21 protein-coding genes and 1 tRNA gene are annotated in these 17,835 nt (G+C 66.7%); 7 read left to right on the top strand and 15 right to left on the bottom strand.

Features of this window, described 5'->3' with window-relative positions:
* The first annotated feature begins 88 nt into the window (after nt 1–88).
* A complete protein-coding gene (locus AC1REK_RS10765) occupies nt 89–1,276 on the top strand; it encodes a bifunctional 2-C-methyl-D-erythritol 4-phosphate cytidylyltransferase/2-C-methyl-D-erythritol 2,4-cyclodiphosphate synthase (protein WP_492268212.1) in 1,188 nt (395 codons plus the stop codon).
* A gap of 4 nt (nt 1,277–1,280) precedes the next feature.
* Nucleotides 1,281–1,778 (top strand): CinA family protein, encoded by a 498-nt coding sequence (locus AC1REK_RS10760; RefSeq protein WP_492268046.1) that lies wholly within the window; start codon nt 1,281–1,283, stop codon nt 1,776–1,778.
* Here AC1REK_RS10760 and AC1REK_RS10755 read toward each other — a convergent pair.
* The 5 genes from AC1REK_RS10755 to AC1REK_RS10735 all read right to left on the bottom strand — a co-directional run bounded on the left by AC1REK_RS10755 (nt 1,765) and on the right by AC1REK_RS10735 (nt 4,337).
* Nucleotides 1,765–2,235, bottom strand: coding sequence for a type II toxin-antitoxin system RatA family toxin (locus AC1REK_RS10755; protein ID WP_316019256.1), 471 nt, complete (start codon nt 2,233–2,235; stop codon nt 1,765–1,767). The genes AC1REK_RS10760 and AC1REK_RS10755 overlap by 14 nt on opposite strands.
* Nucleotides 2,236–2,248: 13 nt before the next feature.
* Complete coding sequence (gene lipA / locus AC1REK_RS10750) at nt 2,249–3,253, bottom strand: lipoyl synthase (RefSeq protein ID WP_327521718.1); 1,005 nt, start codon at nt 3,251–3,253, stop codon at nt 2,249–2,251.
* A 95-nt stretch (nt 3,254–3,348) separates the two neighbouring features.
* Nucleotides 3,349–3,624 carry a GlsB/YeaQ/YmgE family stress response membrane protein gene (locus AC1REK_RS10745; protein ID WP_492268047.1) on the bottom strand — a complete coding sequence of 92 codons (276 nt, stop codon included), beginning with the start codon at nt 3,622–3,624 and terminating at the stop codon, nt 3,349–3,351.
* A 79-nt stretch (nt 3,625–3,703) separates the two neighbouring features.
* Nucleotides 3,704–4,042 carry a GlsB/YeaQ/YmgE family stress response membrane protein gene (locus AC1REK_RS10740; RefSeq protein WP_492268048.1) on the bottom strand — a complete coding sequence of 113 codons (339 nt, stop codon included), beginning with the start codon at nt 4,040–4,042 and terminating at the stop codon, nt 3,704–3,706.
* Between the two features lie 46 nt (nt 4,043–4,088).
* Complete coding sequence (locus AC1REK_RS10735) at nt 4,089–4,337, bottom strand: GlsB/YeaQ/YmgE family stress response membrane protein (RefSeq protein WP_492268049.1); 249 nt, start codon at nt 4,335–4,337, stop codon at nt 4,089–4,091.
* A 234-nt stretch (nt 4,338–4,571) separates the two neighbouring features.
* Here AC1REK_RS10735 and AC1REK_RS10730 point away from each other — a divergent pair, with 234 nt between their 5' ends.
* Complete coding sequence (locus tag AC1REK_RS10730) at nt 4,572–5,261, top strand: hypothetical protein (protein ID WP_492268050.1); 690 nt, start codon at nt 4,572–4,574, stop codon at nt 5,259–5,261.
* A 33-nt stretch (nt 5,262–5,294) separates the two neighbouring features.
* Here AC1REK_RS10730 and lpdA read toward each other — a convergent pair whose 3' ends face one another.
* From lpdA to AC1REK_RS10690, 8 genes are all read right to left on the bottom strand, one after another.
* Complete coding sequence (gene lpdA, locus AC1REK_RS10725) at nt 5,295–6,734, bottom strand: dihydrolipoyl dehydrogenase (RefSeq protein ID WP_492268051.1); 1,440 nt, start codon at nt 6,732–6,734, stop codon at nt 5,295–5,297.
* Between the two features lie 74 nt (nt 6,735–6,808).
* Nucleotides 6,809–7,501: an SGNH/GDSL hydrolase family protein gene (locus AC1REK_RS10720; protein WP_492268052.1), complete on the bottom strand. Its 693-nt coding sequence runs from the start codon at nt 7,499–7,501 to the stop codon at nt 6,809–6,811.
* A gap of 7 nt (nt 7,502–7,508) precedes the next feature.
* A complete protein-coding gene (locus tag AC1REK_RS10715; RefSeq protein WP_492268053.1) occupies nt 7,509–8,879 on the bottom strand; it encodes a pyruvate dehydrogenase complex dihydrolipoamide acetyltransferase in 1,371 nt (456 codons plus the stop codon).
* Entirely contained in the window at nt 8,870–9,232 is a 363-nt protein-coding gene (locus AC1REK_RS10710; RefSeq protein ID WP_492268054.1) for a hypothetical protein, read from the bottom strand. The genes AC1REK_RS10715 and AC1REK_RS10710 overlap by 10 nt, the downstream gene beginning before the upstream one ends.
* 24 nt (nt 9,233–9,256) lie before the next feature.
* A complete protein-coding gene (locus tag AC1REK_RS10705; RefSeq protein WP_492268055.1) occupies nt 9,257–10,663 on the bottom strand; it encodes a pyruvate dehydrogenase complex E1 component subunit beta in 1,407 nt (468 codons plus the stop codon).
* Between the two features lie 66 nt (nt 10,664–10,729).
* A complete protein-coding gene (gene pdhA, locus AC1REK_RS10700; RefSeq protein WP_327521729.1) occupies nt 10,730–11,824 on the bottom strand; it encodes a pyruvate dehydrogenase (acetyl-transferring) E1 component subunit alpha in 1,095 nt (364 codons plus the stop codon).
* A 174-nt stretch (nt 11,825–11,998) separates the two neighbouring features.
* Complete coding sequence (locus AC1REK_RS10695; RefSeq protein WP_066469090.1) at nt 11,999–12,310, bottom strand: FtsB family cell division protein; 312 nt, start codon at nt 12,308–12,310, stop codon at nt 11,999–12,001.
* 34 nt (nt 12,311–12,344) lie between these two features.
* Entirely contained in the window at nt 12,345–13,424 is a 1,080-nt protein-coding gene (locus AC1REK_RS10690; RefSeq protein ID WP_492268056.1) for a hypothetical protein, read from the bottom strand.
* Nucleotides 13,425–13,622: 198 nt separating this feature from the next.
* Between AC1REK_RS10690 and AC1REK_RS10685 the strand changes: the two genes are divergently transcribed.
* Together AC1REK_RS10685 and AC1REK_RS10680 are read left to right on the top strand one after the other, a co-directional pair.
* Nucleotides 13,623–13,697: transfer RNA gene (locus AC1REK_RS10685), tRNA-Lys, on the top strand.
* 294 nt (nt 13,698–13,991) lie between these two features.
* Nucleotides 13,992–15,125 carry an acyltransferase family protein gene (locus tag AC1REK_RS10680; protein WP_492268057.1) on the top strand — a complete coding sequence of 378 codons (1,134 nt, stop codon included), beginning with the start codon at nt 13,992–13,994 and terminating at the stop codon, nt 15,123–15,125.
* Nucleotides 15,126–15,159: 34 nt separating this feature from the next.
* Here the strand turns inward: AC1REK_RS10680 and AC1REK_RS10675 are convergent, their stop codons facing one another.
* On the bottom strand, nt 15,160–15,537 hold the full coding sequence (locus AC1REK_RS10675) for a hypothetical protein (protein WP_316021319.1): 378 nt from the start codon (nt 15,535–15,537) through the stop codon (nt 15,160–15,162).
* 60 nt (nt 15,538–15,597) lie between these two features.
* A complete protein-coding gene (locus AC1REK_RS10670) occupies nt 15,598–15,837 on the bottom strand; it encodes an HP1242/YdcH family protein (RefSeq protein ID WP_492268058.1) in 240 nt (79 codons plus the stop codon).
* Between the two features lie 474 nt (nt 15,838–16,311).
* Between AC1REK_RS10670 and AC1REK_RS10665 the strand changes: the two genes are divergently transcribed.
* Both AC1REK_RS10665 and AC1REK_RS10660 read left to right on the top strand, forming a co-directional pair.
* Complete coding sequence (locus AC1REK_RS10665; protein WP_492268059.1) at nt 16,312–16,704, top strand: hypothetical protein; 393 nt, start codon at nt 16,312–16,314, stop codon at nt 16,702–16,704.
* A 558-nt stretch (nt 16,705–17,262) separates the two neighbouring features.
* The gene (locus AC1REK_RS10660) at nt 17,263–17,811 is read left to right on the top strand and encodes a PRC-barrel domain-containing protein (protein ID WP_492268060.1); all 549 of its coding nucleotides are present in this window, start codon (nt 17,263–17,265) and stop codon (nt 17,809–17,811) included.
* The last annotated feature ends 24 nt before the right edge of the window (nt 17,812–17,835 follow it).

Raw genomic sequence — 17,835 nt, 5'->3', positions numbered from 1 at the left:
ATGCGGCTGCCCCGCCGCTTGGCTATCGGCGCCGCGCAGCCTATCACCCGCAGCATCAGATTCCGGAGCCCTCGACGCTTTCATGACCATGGCCGTTGCCGCCCTGATCGTCGCCGCCGGACGCGGCCTGCGTGCCGGCGCCGAGGCGCCCAAGCAATACCGTCGCCTCGGCGGCCAGCCCGTGCTCTGCCGCGCGCTCGCGCCTTTCCTGGCCGAAGCGCGCATCGGCCCCGTTCTGGTGGTGATCGGCGCCAGGGACGACGCACGCTATCGCAATGCCATCGCAGAACTCGGCGAAGGTGAGCGCGGCCGCCTGCTCCCGCCGACCCATGGCGGCGAAACCCGTCAGGCCTCGGTCCGGGCCGGCCTGAAGGCGCTGGCCGAGGCGGGCTTCACCGGCGCGGTACTGGTGCACGACGCCGCCCGCGCCCTGGTTTCGCCGGAACTCGTTCACCGCGCGCTCGTCGCCGCGCGCAAGACACAGGCGGCGATCCCTGCCCTCGCCGTGACCGATACGGTGAAGCGGCTCGATGCCGACGGCAGGATCGTCGAGACGCCGCCGCGCGACCGCCTCGTCTCGGTGCAGACGCCGCAGGCCTTCGCCTTCGCGCCCTTGCTGGCCGCGCATGAGGCGGCCTTCGCGGCGGGAGCCGACGGTTTCACCGACGATTCAGCGATCATGGAATGGGCCGGCCACGAGGTCGCGACCTTTGCGGGAGACCCGATGAACCTGAAGCTGACCCATCCCGAAGACTTCATCGCCGCCGAGCAGCGGCTGGGACGCAGCCTCGTGACGCGGGTGGGGACGGGCTATGACGTCCATGCCTTCGCCGACGGCGATCATGTCTGGATCGGCGGCGTCAGCATTCCCCATACACGCGGCGTCACCGCGCATTCCGACGGCGATGTCGGCCTGCATGCCCTGACCGACGCGCTGCTCGGCGCTCTCGCCGATGGCGATATCGGCAGCCATTTCCCGCCCAGCGATCCGCAATGGCGCGGCGCATCGTCCGATCGCTTCCTCGCCTTCGCGGCGGAGCGGGTCGCGGCCCGCGGCGGCAAGATCGACCATCTCGACCTGACGATCATCTGCGAGGCGCCGAAGGTCGGCCCGCATCGCGACGCCATCCGCGCCCGCATCGCCGCGATCGCCGGCCTGCGGCTCGACCAGGTCGGGGTCAAGGCCACGACCTCGGAGCGCCTGGGCTTCACCGGGCGCGGCGAAGGGCTGGCGGCGCAGGCCTCGGCCAGCATCCGCCTGCCGGAACCGGAGTGACAGCATGTTCGACCTCGAGACTCGTTCGCTGGCCGCCGAGCTCCTGAACATCTCGCGCGAGCGCGGCATCACTGTCGCCACGGTCGAATCCTGCACTGGAGGGCTGGTCTGCGGCGCCCTGACGGCGATTGCAGGCTCGTCGAGCATGGTGCTCGGAGGCCTCGTCACCTACTCCAACGAAGCCAAGACGACGCTCGCCAATGTCCCGCCCGAACTGATACTTCGGCACGGGGCAGTCAGCGAGCCGGTGGCGCGGGCAATGGCCGAAGGCGGACGGGAACGGCTTTCCGCGCGTCTCGCCGTCTCCATCACGGGGGTTGCGGGCCCCGATGGTGGCAGCGAGGCAAAGCCCGTCGGCCTCGTCCATTTCGCCTGCGCAGGAGCGGACCGGACACTCCATCGCGAGAAGCGCTTCGGCGCGCTCGGCCGCGACGAGATCCGCCGCCTCAGCGTGCTGGAAGCACTCGATCTGCTGCGCGAAGCCTCGCTCAGCCTGAAGTGAGGGGCACCCCGGCGCCATAGACTGCGTCGGCCCGGCGCTCGAACGCCTCGGCGAACTTGCGGAAAGCCTTGTCGAACATCGCGCCCATCAGCAGGCCGAGCATGCGGCTGGCGAACTCGTAGGAGATGAAGAACACCACCTCCGAGCCCTTCTCGGCCGGCCGGAAGCTCCAGCGGTTCTCAAGATAGCGGAACGGTCCGTCGACATATTCGACCAGGATCTTGAGATTGGCCGGATCGAGCGTGACGCGGCTGGTGAAGGTCTCGCGGATCGCCTTGTAGCCGACGGTCATGTCGGCGAGCAGCACTTCGCCTCCCCCTTCACGCGGCGTCCGCCTGCGCACCACGAGCCCTTCGCAGAGCGGCAGGAACTGCGGGTACTTCTCGACATCCGCCACGAGAGCGAACATCTCCGCGGACGAGTGCTTCACCCGCCTGGTGCTGTTGAACATCGGCATCGGAGAGCCGCTCTCAGGCGCCCGTCTTCGCGGCGCGCGCCGCCCGCAGCTTGGCGAAGTCCTCGCCGGCATGGTGCGAGGAGCGGGTCAGCGGCGTCGCGGAGACCATCAGGAAGCCCTTCACATAGGCGATGGTCTCGAAGCTCTTGAACTCGTCGGGCGTGACGAAGCGGATCACCGCATGGTGCTTGCGCGACGGCGCCAGGTACTGGCCGATGGTGATGAAATCGACCTCGGCGGAGCGCAGATCGTCCATCAGCTGGAGCACCTCATTCCGCTCCTCGCCGAGGCCGACCATGATGCCGGACTTGGTGAAAATGGTCGGGTCGAGCTCCTTCACCCGCTGCAGCAGCCGAAGCGAATGGAAGTAGCGCGCGCCCGGGCGCACCGTCAGGTACTTGCCGGGGACGGTTTCGAGGTTGTGGTTGAAGACGTCGGGCTTGGCCGCGACCACGACTTCAAGCGCGCCGGGCTTGCGCAGGAAGTCCGGCGTCAGGATCTCGATGGTCGTCGTCGGGGAGGCCTCGCGGATGGCGCGGATGACGCGGGCGAAATGCTCGGCGCCACCATCCTTCAGGTCGTCGCGGTCGACCGAGGTGATCACGACATGCTCGAGCCCGAGCTTGGCGACGGCCTCGGCGACCTTGCGCGGCTCCTCATGGTCGAGCGCTTCCGGCACGCCGGTCTTGACGTTGCAGAAGGCACAGGCCCGCGTGCAGGTGTCGCCCATGATCATGAAGGTGGCGTGCTTCTTTTCCCAGCACTCGCCGATATTGGGGCAGCCCGCCTCCTCGCAGACGGTGACGAGCTTCTCGGCCTTCACGATCTTCTGGGTCTCGGCCCATTTCGGCGAGCCCGGCGCCTTGACGCGGATCCAGTCCGGCTTGCGCAGGATCGGATTCTCGGCGCGCTTCTGCTTCTCGGGATGGCGCAGTTCGCCGCCCGGCTTCGCCTCGGCCTTCGGATTGCCGATATTGGGACGCGGGTCGCGGTTCAGAAGGTCGAGCACGACGGCCATGGATGGGTCCGTTTCCTGCGGCCGCGAGAGAAAGGCGACCTCGCCGTCTAGCTAATCCCGAAGCGTCGCGCGGGCAACCCGCGGCCGTGCGTGACTCAGTTGCGCAGGGCGCGCCAGAGCACGATCAGCAGGCAGGCGCCGGCGATGGCGGCGGTCAGCGTGCGCCAGAAGCCATAGACCGGAATCTCCAGCAGATCGGCCAGCCGGCTGCCGACGAAAGAGCCGGCGACGCCGACGATCATGTTGGTGAAGAGCCCGTGGTCGGAGGAGGTCACCCGCTCGGCGATCCAGCCGGCGAGGATGCCGATCAGCAGCGTCATGAAGAAGCCGTAGCCCGGCGTGCCGAGCGCGGCGACGATCTCGTTGTTCATGGTAGTCCCCCTGCCCTCGCTGACCGCGACGCCCGCGGCCTTGCGATCAACGCCGGCCTTGCCGGCCGGTTCCCGGCCTTCAGGCGATGAAACGCGCCAATAGCACCACCAGGATCGCGCCGATCACCGCCATCGCCATGTCGTCGGCAAACCGCGAGCCGGTCGAGACCCGCCAGCCGGTGACGCGCACGATGCCCTGGCCGACCAGCATGCCGAGCAGGCCGACAACGGCATGACGCAGGAAGCCGCCGCCACCGACGACGAGGCTGGCGATGAAGCCCGCCGCAGTCCCGAACGCCACAGGCGGCAGCAGTCGGCGCCAGTCGACCGCAAAGCCCCGCTGCGGTGGCAGGATCTCGACCTTGTCGTCCTCGATGACCCGGCCGGGACCGCGGGCCTTGCGCGTGCGTGTCGTCATCGCCGCGATATGCGCATCGCATCCCGCTCTTTCCAGAGGCGGACGCTCAGGCGATCAGCCGGGCCAGCAGCACGACGACGATCGCGCCGATGGTCGCGGTGAGGATCTGCGAGACCAGCGGGTTGCCGATGCCGAGATTGATGCCGAGCGCCGAGAGCAGGAAGCTGCCGACGAAGGCGCCGATCAGGCCGGTGATGATGTAGCGGACGAGTCCGCCGCCACCGACCACGATGCTGGCGAGCCATCCGGCGACGAGGCCGATCACGATGGCGACGAGGATTGCACGCATGTCCATCGGAGACCTCCGGAAGCGACCGACCTTGCACCCTTTCGGCGCAGATCCTCTGGAAGCGCGCCTCGGCAGCAGAGAATAGACGGGAGCGGCCAGGAGACAATTGTCCTCGTGGCCGAATGCGCGAGCCGCCCCGCCCTCCCGGGGCTACGGTTGACGGAACGGCGTTTTGGCGTTTCCCTACCGCCTTGGACTGGAGGCTCTGGCTCTACGGCAGCGTGGAGGAGGATGCCGGCCATGCCCTGCTGTGACGGCGTTGTCGCCCCCGAAGGCAGAACCCGGCCACGCCATTCGGGCGTGCTGATGACGGGAGGGCTGCTTGCGGCTGCGTTCGGTGGCGGTCCGGTCGCCGAGGCTTTCGATCGTTCCGGAGAGCGGCGCTGGCACGCGACAGGCTATGTCAGCCGCTGGGTCAACACCGATCTGCTCGACGTGCCCAGCCGGGCGATCACCGGCAATCTGAGCTTCTCGGACACGAATTTCGCCGGCGCCGGGCTGTCGCGGGTGATCGTGCCTTCCTTCTCGATCCCGCTGCCGTTCACCGACTTTGCCTTCCGCGGCAACCGCATCGAGCTCGAAGGCCAGGTTCTCAAGCATTTCGGCGGCCAGAGCCATTGGGAGGGCACGCTGGCGCTGATGTTCAGGACCGGGCAGATCCCGCTTGGCGGCGGGCTCGAGGCCAATCTCGCCGTCGGAGAGGGATTGTCGGTCGCGTCGGAGCGGCCGCGCTTCGAGGGCGCCATCGACGTCCGCCCCTCGCGGACGCTGAACTATCTCGCCTTCGAGGCGGAGTTCTCGCATGCCTCTGCGCCGGGCGTCTCGTTCGTCACCCGGCTGCATCATCGGTCGGGCGTTTTCGGCCTGATCGCGCCGAAGAAGTCCGGTTCGAACTTCATCGGCGTCGGCATCAGGATCGATCTGCGCTAGCGCCCTCCAAACGCAGGCGCGCAGTCGCAGGTCTCAGGCGTTGAGCACCTTGCCATAGGCGTCGAGCACGGCCTCCTTCATCGTCTCCGACAGGGTCGGATGCGGGAAGATGGTGTGCATCAGCTCTTCCTCAGTGGTCTCCAAGTTCATCGCGACGACGAAGCCCTGGATCAGCTCGGTGACCTCGGGCCCGACCATATGGGCGCCGAGCAGCTTGCCGGTCTTGGCGTCGAAGATCGTCTTGACCATGCCCGAGTCCTCGCCGAGCGCCACGGCCTTGCCGTTGGCGACGAAGTTGAAGCGGCCGACCTTGAGCTGGTGGCCGGCTTCCTTGGCCTTGGCCTCGGTCAGGCCGACGCTGGCGATCTGCGGGTGGCAATAGGTGCAGCCCGGGATCATCGCCTTGTCCATCGGGTGCGGGTGCAGGCCCTTGATCGCCTCGACGCAGATCACCGCCTCGTGCTCGGCCTTGTGCGCCAGCATCGGCGGGCCGGCGACGTCGCCGATCGCGTAGACGCCCTTCACATTGGTCCGGCAGAGCCCGTCGATCGCGATCACGCCGCGATCGAGCTTCACACCGAGCGCCTCAAGCCCGAGATTCTCGACATTGGCGACGACGCCGACCGCCGAGATCATCCGCTCGGCGGTGATCGTCTGCTTGTTGCCCTTGTCGTCCTCGATATGGGCAGTGACGGAGTTCGCCCCCTTCTCGACCTTGGTGACCTTGGTCGAGGTCAGGATCTTCATGCCCTGCTTCTCGAAGGCTTTTCGCGCGAAGGCGCCGATCTCGGCATCCTCGACCGGGACGACCTGCGGCATCACCTCGACGACCGTCACCTCGGCGCCAAGCGTGCGGTAGAACGAGGCGAACTCGATGCCGATCGCGCCCGAACCCATCACCACCAGCGATTTCGGCATGGTCGGCGGCACCAGCGCCTCGAAATAGGTCCAGATCAGCTTGCCGTCCGGCTCCAGCCCGGGCAGGACGCGCGGGCGGGCGCCGGTCGCGACGATGATGTGGTCGGCGGTATAGGTGCCCTCGCCCTTGGCGCCTTTCGGCACCGGCCCCTGCGGCTGCATAGCCGGCTTCTTGGTCGGCGCGACAGCGATCGTGTTGGCCTTGGTGAGCTTGGCCTCGCCCCAGATCACGTCGACCTTGTTCTTCTTCATCAGGAACTGGACGCCGTTGTTCATCCGCACCGCGATGCCGCGCGAGCGCTTCACCACGGCTTCGAGATCGGCCTTGAACGTGCCTTCCAGCGTCAGCCCGTAATCCTTGGCGTGCTGGCCGTAATGCAGGATCTCGGCCGAGCGCAGCAGCGCCTTGGTCGGGATGCAGCCCCAGTTCGAGCAGATGCCGGCGAGATGCTCGCGCTCGACGATCGCCGTCTTGAAGCCGAGCTGCGCCGCGCGGATCGCTGCGATGTAGCCGCCAGGGCCGGAACCGATGATGATGATGTCGTAATCAGCCATGAAAGGCACCTCGGCTCTTCCCTCCCATCTTTGGGAGGCGTTGACGTTGCGGGGCACTACCCCGGTAATTTCTCTTACGGACCGGTGATCCGCAGCGCCGGACCGCGGGCAGGCAGCGGCAGGCCGAGCAGCCCGTCGACGACCGGCGCGAGCGCCTGTCCGATGGCGCGGGTGTTCTCGGCGTCGAGATGAATGCCGTCCGCGCCGGTGACGCTCGCGACCGCCGCCGCATCGAAGAAATGGGCACCGATCTCGTCGGCGATCCGGCGATAGTATTTCGCCAGCAAGGCCATCTTCTCCGGGGCGCCTTCCATGAAGAAGTTCGCCTCATGCTCGGGATCGTCGGGCATGCGCACCAGCGGCGGCGAGACGATCAGCACTTCCGGCACCGGCATGCCGGGCTCGACCGGCGGACGCTGCGCCACCTGCGCCAGCATCCGCATCGAACGGGCAACGTCATAGGGCGCCAGCGAGTGCTGGCGCTGGCAGTCATTGGTGCCGAGCATCAGGATGACGAGGTCGAGCGGCGCATGGCACTCGATGAACAGCGGCAGCAGCGCGATACCGGAGCGGTAAGGCCGCAGCGGGTCTTCCAATGCGATCCGCCGCCCGTTCAGCCCTTCCTCGATCACCGTCGCATAGCCGCCGAGCGCCTTTTCCAGCACGCGCGGCCAGCGCACATCGTCGCCATGTCGCTCCGGCCGGTTGGCGATGCGCCCCCAGGTCAGGGAGTCGCCGAAGGCGAGAATGCGGGCCTGGCGAGTCATGGCTACCTCACACCAGCATCGCCATCGGCTTTTCGATATAGCCCTTGAAGGCCTGGAGCAGCTCCGCCCCGAGCGCGCCGTCGACGGCGCGGTGGTCGGTCGAGAGCGTCACCGACATCACGGTCGCGACCGCGAGCTGCCCGCCCTTGACCACGGCGCGCTGCTCGCCGGCCCCGACCGCCAGGATCGTCGCATGCGGCGGGTTGATCACCGCGGCGAAGTCCTTGACCCCGAACATGCCGAGATTGCTGACCGCCGACGTGCCGCCCTGGTATTCCTCGGGCTTCAACTTGCGGTTCTTGGCGCGGGCCGCGAGGTCCTTCATCTCGTTGGAGATCTGGGAGAGCGTCTTGTGGCAGGCATCCCGGACGATCGGCGTGATCAGCCCGCCCGGGATCGAAACCGCGACGCCGACATCGGCGTGCTTGTGCTTCAGCATCGCGCCGTCGGTCCAGGAGACGTTGGCGTCCGGCACAGCCCGCAGCGCAAGGGCGAGCGCCTTGATCACCATGTCGTTGACCGAGAGCTTGTAAGCCGGCTTGCCGTCCTTCTCCGGAGCAGCGGTATTGAGCTCGGCCCGCAGCTTCAAGAGCGCGTCGAGCTCGCAATCGACCGTCACGTAGAAATGCGGGATGGTCTGCTTGGCCTCGGTCAGGCGGCGCGCGATCGTCTTGCGCATGCCGTCATGCGGGATCTCCTCATAGGAGCCCGGCGCGAACAGCTTCTTGACCTGATCGTCCGACGGGCCGGAGGCGAGCGGCGCCGCGGCGGCTTTCGGCGCAGCAGCTGCCGGAGCGGCGGCCGCAGCCGGAGTGGCCTTCGCAGCACCGCCCTGCCTGGCGGCTTCGATGTCCTTCTCGACGATGCGGCCATGCGGACCCGAGCCCTGGACCTTGCCGAGATCGATACCGGCTTCCTTGGCGAGGCGGCGCGCCAGCGGCGAGGCGAAGGGACGCTCGCCGGAGGCCGCTGCCGGGGCCTGGGCGGCGGGCGCCGCGGCCGGAGCTGGTGCGGCCGCAGGCGCGGCCGGAGCGGACACTGCCGGAGCGGGCGCCGCCGCCTTGGCTTCTGCCTTCGGTGCAGGCTCGGCCTTGCCCGGCGCGGCACTCGGGGCCGAGACGCTCTTGGCGTCCTCGCCCTCGCCGGCGATCACGCCGATGATCTCGTTGACGGCGACGTCGGCGGTGCCCTCCGGCACGACGATCTTCGCCAGCACGCCCTCATCGACCGCCTCGACCTCCATGGTCGCCTTGTCGGTCTCGATCTCGGCGATGATGTCGCCGGCCTTGATCGAGTCGCCCTCCTTCTTGAGCCACTTGGCGAGGTTGCCCTTCTCCATGGTCGGAGACAGCGCGGGCATCAGGATGTTCACGGGCATGGCTGGAGGCTCGCTTTTTCCAATGCGATGATCAGCATACGGCGGACAGTGCCCATGCCGAAGCTGAGGGAGACGAGAACGAAGGCGATATAGTCGAGACGTTCGAGCGCGGTGCCGGCGATTGTCCGCCCTCCCATCAGCTCGGGCGCGAAGGCCTGGACCGATTCAGGAATGAGCGTCAGGACGCCGGCCGCCGCCAGCACGAAGGAGATGAGGTCGACGCGGTGCAGGCTGAGCCTCGCCAAAGCGAGGTCGCGCGGCACCAGCGGGCGGGGCGCCAGCCGACGCTTCGGCTGGACATAGGCATAGGCCGACAGCCCCCCGATCAGTGCGAGGGCGACCGAAGCGATCATGGCTCCGATCGTCAACTGCACGTGTCAGGCCCTGTAGCAGACGGCCTTGGCCGCCGCGACGACCTCGCCGACATTCGGAAGCGCGAGCTTCTCGAGATTGGCTGCGTAGGGCATCGGCACGTCCTTGCCGGTGACACGGGCGACCGGGGCATCGAGATAGTCGAAGGCAGCCTCCATGATCTTCATGCCGATCTCGGCGGTGACGCCGGATTGCGGGAAGCCCTCCTCGACCGCGACGCAGCGATTGGTCTTCTGCACGGAGGCGATCACGGTCTCGATGTCCATCGGCCGGATCGTGCGCAGGTCGATGACCTCGGCCTCGATGCCGTCCTTGGCCAGCGCCTCGGCGGCGCCGAGCGCATAGGTCATGCCGATGCCGAAGGAGACGATCGTCACGTCGGTGCCGGGGCGCACCACCTTGGCCTTGCCGATCGGAACCAGGAAATCGTCGCCCTTCGGCACCTCGAAGGAGCGCCCGTAGAGGATCTCGTTCTCGAGGAAGATGATCGGGTTGGGATCGCGGATCGCGCTCTTCAGCAGGCCCTTCGCGTCCGAGGCGCTGTAAGGCATCACCACCTTCAGGCCCGGCACGTTCGAATACCAGGCGGCGTAGTCGTGGCTGTGCTGGGCGCCGACGCGGGCGGCCGCGCCGTTCGGGCCGCGGAAGACGATCGGGCAACCCATCTGACCGCCGGACATGTAGAGCGTCTTGGCGGCCGAGTTGATGATCTGGTCGATCGCCTGCATGGCGAAGTTGAAGGTCATGAACTCGACGATGGGCCGCAGGCCGGTCAGCGCCGCGCCGACGCCGATGCCGGCAAAGCCGTGCTCGGTGATCGGGGTGTCGATCACACGGCGCGCGCCGAACTCCTGCAGCAGGCCCTGGGTGACCTTGTAGGCGCCCTGGTACTCGGCGACCTCCTCGCCCATGACGAAGACGTCGGCGTCGCGGCGCATCTCCTCGGCCATCGCGTCGCGCAGCGCCTCGCGCATCGTCATCGTGACGACCTCGACTCCGGCCGGGAACTCCGACGAGGCGTCGTAAGACTTGGCCTGGGCCGGGACGCTCGGGGCCGATGCCGGCGCAGGCTTCTCGGCCGGCGCCTCGGCGGCCTTCTCCGGTTCGGCCGCAGCGGCCGGCGTTGCTTCCGCCTTGGCGGCACCGCTGGCGGCGGCGTTCACATCCTCGCCGTCGGCGGCGATCACGCCTATCGGCGTGTTGACCGCGACGTTTTCGGTGCCGTCGGCGATCAGGATCTTGGCGAGGATGCCCTCGTCGACCGCCTCGACTTCCATCGTCGCCTTGTCAGTCTCGATTTCGGCGATGATGTCGCCGGCCTTGACCTTGTCGCCTTCGGCTTTCAGCCATTTGGCGAGCTTGCCCTGCTCCATGGTCGGCGACAGCGCAGGCATGAGAATGTCGATCGGCATGAACGCACCTGGATTTCTGGAAAGCCCGTCGGGGCTGAAAGGTCGATGAGGGAGCGCAGCGCCTGGTCAGGCCTGCGCCGGCTCCAGCAGGATGTCGGTGAAGAGCTCCGAGACGTCCGGCTCGGGATCGTGCGTCGCGAACTCGGCTGCGTCGTTGACGATCTCGCGAACCTTGGCGTCGATCGCCTTGAACTCGTCCTCGCCGATCTTGTGCTCGCGCGTCAGACGGCCCCGCACCTGCTCGATCGGGTCGTGCTCCTCGCGCATGCGCTGGACCTCGTCCTTGGAGCGGTACTTCGCCGGGTCGGACATCGAATGCCCGCGATAGCGATAGGTCTGCATCTCCAGGATGTAGGGCCCCTTGCCGGACCGGGCGTGGTCGATCGCCCGCTGACCGGCGGCGCGCACCGCGCGCACGTCCATGCCGTCGACCTGCTCGCCGGGGATGCCGAAGGAGACGCCGCGGCGCGAGAAGTCGGTCTGGGCCGAAGCGCGGTTGACCGAGGTGCCCATGGCGTAGCGGTTGTTCTCGATCACGAACACCACCGGCAGCTTCCAGAGCTGCGCCATGTTGAAGCTCTCATAGACCTGGCCCTGATTGGCGGCGCCGTCGCCGAAATAGGCCATCGATACTCGCCCGTCCTGGCGATACCAGTTGGCGAAGCCGAGACCGGCACCGAGCGAGACCTGGGCGCCGACGATGCCGTGACCGCCATAGAAATTCTTCTCGCGGCTGAACATGTGCATCGAGCCGCCCTTGCCGCGCGAATAGCCGCCGCGCCGGCCGGTCAGCTCGGCCATCACGCCGCGCGATTCCATGCCGCAGGCCAGCATGTGGCCGTGGTCGCGATAGCCGGTGATGATCTGATCGCCTTCCTTTGAGGCCATCTGCATGCCGATCACCACGGCCTCCTGGCCGATATAGAGATGGCAGAACCCGCCGATCAGGCCCATGCCGTACATCTGGCCGGCCTTCTCCTCGAAACGCCGGATCAGCAGCATCTCGCGATAGGCGTGCAACTCCTCTTCCTTGTCGAAGACCGGAGTATTCGGGATCGCCTTGCTGTCACTCTTGGCCGTTCTCGCCGCAGCCTTCGCCGGGGTCTTTCCGGCCGCCTTGGCAGGAGCACCCGCCTTCGTCTTACGCGCGGCAATGGCCATAAGCAGTCCTCCGAAGCTCAACTGCTTCGGTTGTAGAGGAACGCCAAAGCCTTGGCGAGATAGGCATCTCGCACTGCAACATGATCTAACATGCTGGAATTACTTTATTATAAGAACTTAACTTGAATTCGGTTAATCGATCTTTTTGCGACTAATGCAGGGGCTGCCGACGCCTCAACGCCCCATCACGACGACGTCGTTGCGATGGATCCGCCCCAGGCTCGCCCGGGCACGCTCCTCGAGAAGGTCGCGATCGACGGCCTGGTCGCGCATCAGGCTGAGGCGCTTCTCCCAGACCTGCCGCTCGGCAGTGAGCTCCGCGATCTCGACTTCCATCTCGCCGAGCTTCTCCCGGAGACCGCCCAGCGCCTCCAGCCCGCGCGCACCGTGTTGCGCATGGAACAGGAAGTAGCCGACGACCCCGCTCGAGACGAGGTAGAGCGCCAGAGTGATCAGGATGGAGCGGACGCCGCGACGAATGACCATGCCACGACGCTAGAACGGCTTGGTTTATGCCGCGTTAACGAATGGGTTCAACCACCTGCAGAGCCGGGTCCGCCGGTGGCTTTTCACCCCTGCCAAGCGCGATCAGGTCGGCCTCGATCCGCCGCGCGATCGGCAGCCGGTAATGCAGCGGATCCCAGTAGTTCGTGTCCTCGCGGGTCAGCGGCGAGAGATGGGCATAATCGGCGATGATCGCTCCGTGCCGGGCCGCGATCGCCGCGATCCGCGCCTTGCAGGCCTGCTGCCGCTCGAACCCGGCCGTCCCCTCGCGCGGCAAGGTCGCGCCATGGATCGGAGGCAGGACAAGGATGCGGCGCGTCTGCTGCGGAAAGGCGGCGAGAGCCTGGTCGAGCCACGCCAGCGCCGGAAAGCGCCACGCGGCCCGCTGCTCCGCCGCGACGAACTCCGGCGGCGAGAGCGGCGCCAGATCGGACACCTTGCCGTCAGTGTGGCGATAGAGATGGAAACGGGCGCGGGCGAGGTCGTAGCTGGCTTCGGGCGGCGTGAAGACCTCATAGCCGTCACTGCGGATCCGCGGCGGCACCAGACCGAGCCGATGCCCGGCGAGTCGGACGGCGATTTCGAGCGTGGTGAAGTTGAGCTGCTTCGCCCAATCGTTCCATGTGGCATCGTCGTAGAGCCAGGGCGGGAACGGCCGCGGCGTCAGTCGCTTCTCTTCCGCTGTCGCGTCGGCGTCGCACCACAACGGGTCGATACCCCAGATCACGTATTTCGGCGCCGCGGTTTTGCGCGCGAACAGCGTGGCGATCTGCACCTGCTCCCAGGGCGTGGCGGCGTTCATGCCGAGATTGACCAGGTGCGTCTGCAGGCCTTGCGACAGAATCGCCGGATCGAGCAGCCGCAGGGTCGAAGTGCCGAGAATCGCGGAGTCGAAGGCGCCGGAGCGCACCAGCTGCGGGTACATGAAGCGCTGGTTCAGATCCATCAATGGCCGGGCCGACTGCCCGGCCTGAACGCGGGCCCCATAGGGATCAAGGGCCGCGATGAAGCCGAACAGGGCAGCGATGACGCCGAGCGCTGTCAGCCCGAATACCCTTGTCCAGCCGCGCCAGCGACGGATTTCCTCGCTCGCCATCGGCTCAGGCTGCCGCGATGGGGCGGGACCGTGGCAGGGCGCGTGAGCCCGCGCCGGCGGGCGCGGTCCGCATCTGGCTTGGCTTTCGGGACATGGCGAACGGTGACATCGGGAACCTCTGCGGGGCTTCTGCCATGAGGAAGCGCTACGAACAATGTTGACCGGAAGGCCGGCCCTGCCTATGCAGCGCGTCAGTGAGGGCGGGTAGCTCAGTGGTAGAGCACGTGACTTTTAATCATGTGGTCGAGGGTTCGATCCCCTCCCCGCTCACCACGGCCTTGGCGACGCCAGTCCGTCGCTTGGATCGAAACGGCAGCTCCGCAGAGCAAGCTTGAACGTCAGCCGGCCGGTTTTGCCCTGACATGGCCACCCCTCGCTGCTGCTCCGCCCGCGCCTTCCATAAAATCGGTAGAGAAAGCTCTCTTCGCGCGGCCGGGAGGCCGCCGCGGGGACAAGCACAGACGAAACAGAATTCAGTCATTGCCCGTAGTAATGCGAGGGGAGCCTCGGCATCCTTCATCCGCAGTGGTACAGCGTGTGCCGTTTCGACGATAACGAGAGCCGTAAGTGACATCGCGTCTACAACTTGACGGTATACAGGCGCTGCGGGGCCTTGCCGCCGGGCTGGTGCTCGTAGAGCACACAGTGAACGCAATCTCGACCCGCTATCTGGGGATTGCCCCTATAGATTCGCCGCTGTCGATATTTCCCTTCCCCGTGGGCGTCGACATCTTCTTCGTCATCTCGGGCTTCATCATCGCTTACTCCAGCCGCTCCCTCTACGGCCAGCCGGGAGCATGGCGGCAATTCGCCCTGCGGCGTTCAGCACGCGTCGTCCCTCTGTACTGGCTGACGACGAGCTTCATGATCGTCGCCTTCATCGCGATCGGAAGCCGGGCCTGGAGCGATGCATCCTGGTGGTCGGTTGCGGCGTCCTATCTTTTCCTGCCGGCCGCCAATGCCGAAGGACTGGTCTATCCGATCCTGACCGTCGGCTGGACACTCAACTATGAGATGGCGTTCTACGTGCTTTTCGCGATGGCCCTGGTTTTCACGGAACGCGTGGCGCTGATCGTCGTGGTCGGCCTGCTCGTTCTGCTTGCAGCGCTGGGGGCATTGGCTCAGCCCGTCGCTCTGGCGCCGCGCTTCTGGACGAGCCCGATCATCCTCGAATTCGCTGCGGGCATCGGCCTTTACTGGCTCTATCGGACTGGAAACCTCAGCCTTCCCAGCGGAGCGCGGTCATTCCTGGCGATTGCAGCAGTGAGTTGCCTCGCCTTGGCCACCGCCGATCCTGGGGCATGGAGGTGGCTCGTCTGGGGCGGTCCCGCAACGCTCCTCGTGGCTGCGGCGCTCGGGACTGGTACGGTTCACGGCGCGATGGCAACGGGGATCCGACGGGCCGGCGACTGGTCCTACGGCATCTACCTCGCCCATGTCCCGATCGCGATGATCGGCGCAATGGCCTGTCAGCTCCTGTTGCCTCAGACGAACTGGGTTTGGTTCGGCCTCTTCCCCGTCTACGTCGTCGTCACCTCGCTCGCCGTCGCCGCGCTTCTGCACCGCTGGGTCGAGCGTCCCCTGATGGATCGGGCGCGCAACGCCTTCCCGGCCAAGGAGGCAATCATGGCCGAGACGGGAGCCGGCGCTCCGAAACGGCTAGCGAGAAATGAGTTGGGGGCCGCGCAAGCGGAAAGCTAGCAGCCCGCCCTCGAAAAGGGCGGGCTGACCGCATTCAGGGGCGATTGACCGAAAGCACCTGATAGGTGTGCATCTCGTCGCCGTCATGGATGGAGACATATTCTCCGGCGACGAAGCGCTCCTCGCCGAGGCGATAGCCAGCCTCGTCGTCGTCCTCGCCTTCCTTGTAGTCGATGAACCAGCTCCCTCCCGGCTTGCGACGCAGCAGGCCGATCATGTCGGCCTGGCCCGGCTGGAAGCGGCGTACCCGGCAAGCCGCGCGATTGGCTTTCCATTCCGCCGGGTCGAGGCGGCTGTCGTCGTCGAGCGGAACCAGGAGATCATAACCGTTGCGGTCGTCACCCTGTGGCGCCCCCTTCTCACGTGCCAGCACAAGCCGGACATGCCTGAAACTGCGAGGGAGTGTGCTCATCACATGCCGTTCCTTGTCTGAGGTCGGGCAGGCCGGCTCCGGCCTGCTGCGGGAAGCGACTCACTGGCTCGATAGCGCCTGGCTGATCGCGTCCTTGATCCGCAGACGCTCCTTGCGAAGCTCGGTTTCTGTGAGCTGGTCGACGGGGGTGATGTTCGTTTCGGCCAGATGGACCTGATCGTTGACCTCGTCATAGCGAACCAGGAGCTGGGCGAAGTCGGGATTCGCGATCTTCAGCTTGTGGATCGCATCCCCAAGGCCCGGGAACTCGTCGGCCAAGATGTGTGGTGTGTTGGACATGGCAGAATCCTGTCTGGAAGAACGTTCTGCAGGCGATGCTACGGGCTCGGAACGAGGCGGGACTTGATTCAACGCAATTGTCCGCTGGCGGCATGGACCTTCGCGCAGGTGCGGCTGCGGCCAACTCGCCTGGCCAGCATCGATTTCCCGATGGGCAGCGTTCCGGGAGACCCCCCATTTGGGGGAAGCGCAATCTCGCCGGGCTGGACAATACTCCCTGGCAGGGGGAATTGCCGTGCCGGAATGTGAATGCGAGAGGCGCTTTCAGGCGCAGCTGGTTGCCGCCACGTCGCATTGGCTGGTGACGCTGGTCAATCTTGCAGGGGCGGGAGCTTTGCTCTTCCTCTGCTGGCCGTAGACGCGACCTCGCGCTTCAGTCCGCCCCGCTGCCGGCCTTTCTGGCGTGGCGCCGCGCACCATTTCGGACCGACCCGGACGGAGAGGCCTCCACCCCGCCTTTTACGCGAGACGGACATGCTGGACGTGCTCCCGTTCGCATGCATGATCGTCATGGGGCGACGGGACGACGACCGAGGAGCAAGCATGCAGCGTCGATCTTTCATCACCGGACTGTTGGCGCTCGCCGCCGGCGGCACCGGAACCCTGGCCGCCTTCGAAGCCGCGGCGGCACCCGCAACCCAGAGCATCGTTCCCCTGCTCCCGAATGCGGCCGCCGAGGATGCGGCTATGGCGGCGCCCGACGGAACGCCGATCGAGTCCGCCCAGAATCGCAACTCGGTGCATTGGCATCACCGCAACCGGCGGCACCGCCATCACCGGCGCCATGTTCGCCGCCGGCGCGTCTGCCGCATCCACTTCGATCGATGGGGACGCCGGGTGCAGCGCTGTCATTGGGTCTGGGGCTGACGCCCGCCAGCCGAGCACACACTCAATGGCCGGGCGATGTCATCGAGCGCCCGGCCTCCGCTGTGTCGCCTCGCCGGCTCGGGCCGGCGGGCTTCAGCCCAGCCGCCTGACGACAGGTCCCGAGCGCAGCGTTGGTCGCCGCCATTCGCGCCCGGTCGGGGGTGGGTAGAGTTCGATTGCAGGGACGCCAAAGGACATCGGCACCTGCCCGTCCAGCTCCCAGCAGCGCCAGCGCTGGAAATCGACCTCGTTCGCGACCGCCGAGCAGGCCTGGAGCTGCGTGCGCGGCCAGAACGCCTCCGCCGGTGTGGTTAGGCCTGCGCTGCCCACAGCAAGGCCGGCGATGAGCAAGCTCCTGTGCATCCGAGCGCCTTTCAAGTCGTAAGCCCCGCCTCGCGCAGTCCCCCTAAACGAGCCGTACTGAGCGCGAAGACTTGCTGAGTATGAGCCCTTTTGCCCCTCTTTCAGAGCGCTTGTTCAAGACGACGTGAACAAAACCCTGCTGCCGGCGTTGTTCAGGCATCCCGCATCATGCGGAAAGCCGACAGGAGGAAAACGATGTACAAGCGTCACGTTGCATTGACGGCGATTGGCGGCGTCATGCTTGCCGCCGCTGCGGTCGCCCAGACCACCTCTCCCAGCACGCCTCCGAGCCCGCAGCCCAGCGCGCCCGCGACCACTGCGCCGGCCATGCCAGCCCCAGCCCCTGAGACGGCGAAGGCGCCCGAGAACAATCTGGCCGGCCAGGGCAAATGGCGCGCTTCCAAGCTGATGGGCGTCGATATCTACGGGCCCGACAACAAGAAGGTCGGCGACGTCACCGAGGTCGTATTCGACAAGACCGGCAAGATCGAACTGGTCACCGTCGGAGTAGGCGGCTTCCTGGGCATCGGCTCGAAGGATGTCGCGATCCCGTTCGAGCAGGTCACCTGGAGCGACCAGCCCATGGCCGCCTCGGCCCCGGCTCCGTCGGGCAGCGCCGGTGGCGTCGTAAGCCAGCCGGCGCCTACCCCGCGTGCTCCGGAAATGTATCCGGACCACGGCAAGATCAACATGAGCAAGGAGCAGCTCACCAGCGCTCCGGCCGTGACCTACGCCGCCCGCTAAAGTCCTCCCTGAGGGCTTAGCGGC

It is taken from the genome of Allobosea sp. GW823-FHT02B03 (genome assembly GCF_058797755.1).
Note: the sequence above shows the minus strand (reverse complement) of the source record. Positions and strands in the feature narration are given on the sequence as shown.

Excerpts from the sequence above, each read along its gene's own strand:
- AC1REK_RS10765 (WP_492268212.1), top strand. The coding sequence starts at position 89 with ATGGCCGTTGCCGCCCTGATCGTCGCCGCCGGACGCGGCCTGCGTGCC.
- AC1REK_RS10760 (WP_492268046.1), top strand. The coding sequence starts at position 1,281 with ATGTTCGACCTCGAGACTCGTTCGCTGGCCGCCGAGCTCCTGAACATC.
- AC1REK_RS10755 (WP_316019256.1), bottom strand. The coding sequence starts at position 2,235 with ATGCCGATGTTCAACAGCACCAGGCGGGTGAAGCACTCGTCCGCGGAG.
- lipA (WP_327521718.1), bottom strand. The coding sequence starts at position 3,253 with ATGGCCGTCGTGCTCGACCTTCTGAACCGCGACCCGCGTCCCAATATC.
- AC1REK_RS10745 (WP_492268047.1), bottom strand. The coding sequence starts at position 3,624 with ATGAACAACGAGATCGTCGCCGCGCTCGGCACGCCGGGCTACGGCTTC.
- AC1REK_RS10740 (WP_492268048.1), bottom strand. The coding sequence starts at position 4,042 with ATGACGACACGCACGCGCAAGGCCCGCGGTCCCGGCCGGGTCATCGAG.
- AC1REK_RS10735 (WP_492268049.1), bottom strand. The coding sequence starts at position 4,337 with ATGGACATGCGTGCAATCCTCGTCGCCATCGTGATCGGCCTCGTCGCC.
- AC1REK_RS10730 (WP_492268050.1), top strand. The coding sequence starts at position 4,572 with ATGCCCTGCTGTGACGGCGTTGTCGCCCCCGAAGGCAGAACCCGGCCA.
- lpdA (WP_492268051.1), bottom strand. The coding sequence starts at position 6,734 with ATGGCTGATTACGACATCATCATCATCGGTTCCGGCCCTGGCGGCTAC.
- AC1REK_RS10720 (WP_492268052.1), bottom strand. The coding sequence starts at position 7,501 with ATGACTCGCCAGGCCCGCATTCTCGCCTTCGGCGACTCCCTGACCTGG.
- AC1REK_RS10715 (WP_492268053.1), bottom strand. The coding sequence starts at position 8,879 with ATGCCCGTGAACATCCTGATGCCCGCGCTGTCTCCGACCATGGAGAAG.
- AC1REK_RS10710 (WP_492268054.1), bottom strand. The coding sequence starts at position 9,232 with ATGATCGCTTCGGTCGCCCTCGCACTGATCGGGGGGCTGTCGGCCTAT.
- AC1REK_RS10705 (WP_492268055.1), bottom strand. The coding sequence starts at position 10,663 with ATGCCGATCGACATTCTCATGCCTGCGCTGTCGCCGACCATGGAGCAG.
- pdhA (WP_327521729.1), bottom strand. The coding sequence starts at position 11,824 with ATGGCCATTGCCGCGCGTAAGACGAAGGCGGGTGCTCCTGCCAAGGCG.
- AC1REK_RS10695 (WP_066469090.1), bottom strand. The coding sequence starts at position 12,310 with ATGGTCATTCGTCGCGGCGTCCGCTCCATCCTGATCACTCTGGCGCTC.
- AC1REK_RS10690 (WP_492268056.1), bottom strand. The coding sequence starts at position 13,424 with ATGGCGAGCGAGGAAATCCGTCGCTGGCGCGGCTGGACAAGGGTATTC.
- AC1REK_RS10675 (WP_316021319.1), bottom strand. The coding sequence starts at position 15,537 with ATGAGCACACTCCCTCGCAGTTTCAGGCATGTCCGGCTTGTGCTGGCA.
- AC1REK_RS10670 (WP_492268058.1), bottom strand. The coding sequence starts at position 15,837 with ATGTCCAACACACCACACATCTTGGCCGACGAGTTCCCGGGCCTTGGG.
- AC1REK_RS10665 (WP_492268059.1), top strand. The coding sequence starts at position 16,312 with ATGCTGGACGTGCTCCCGTTCGCATGCATGATCGTCATGGGGCGACGG.
- AC1REK_RS10660 (WP_492268060.1), top strand. The coding sequence starts at position 17,263 with ATGTACAAGCGTCACGTTGCATTGACGGCGATTGGCGGCGTCATGCTT.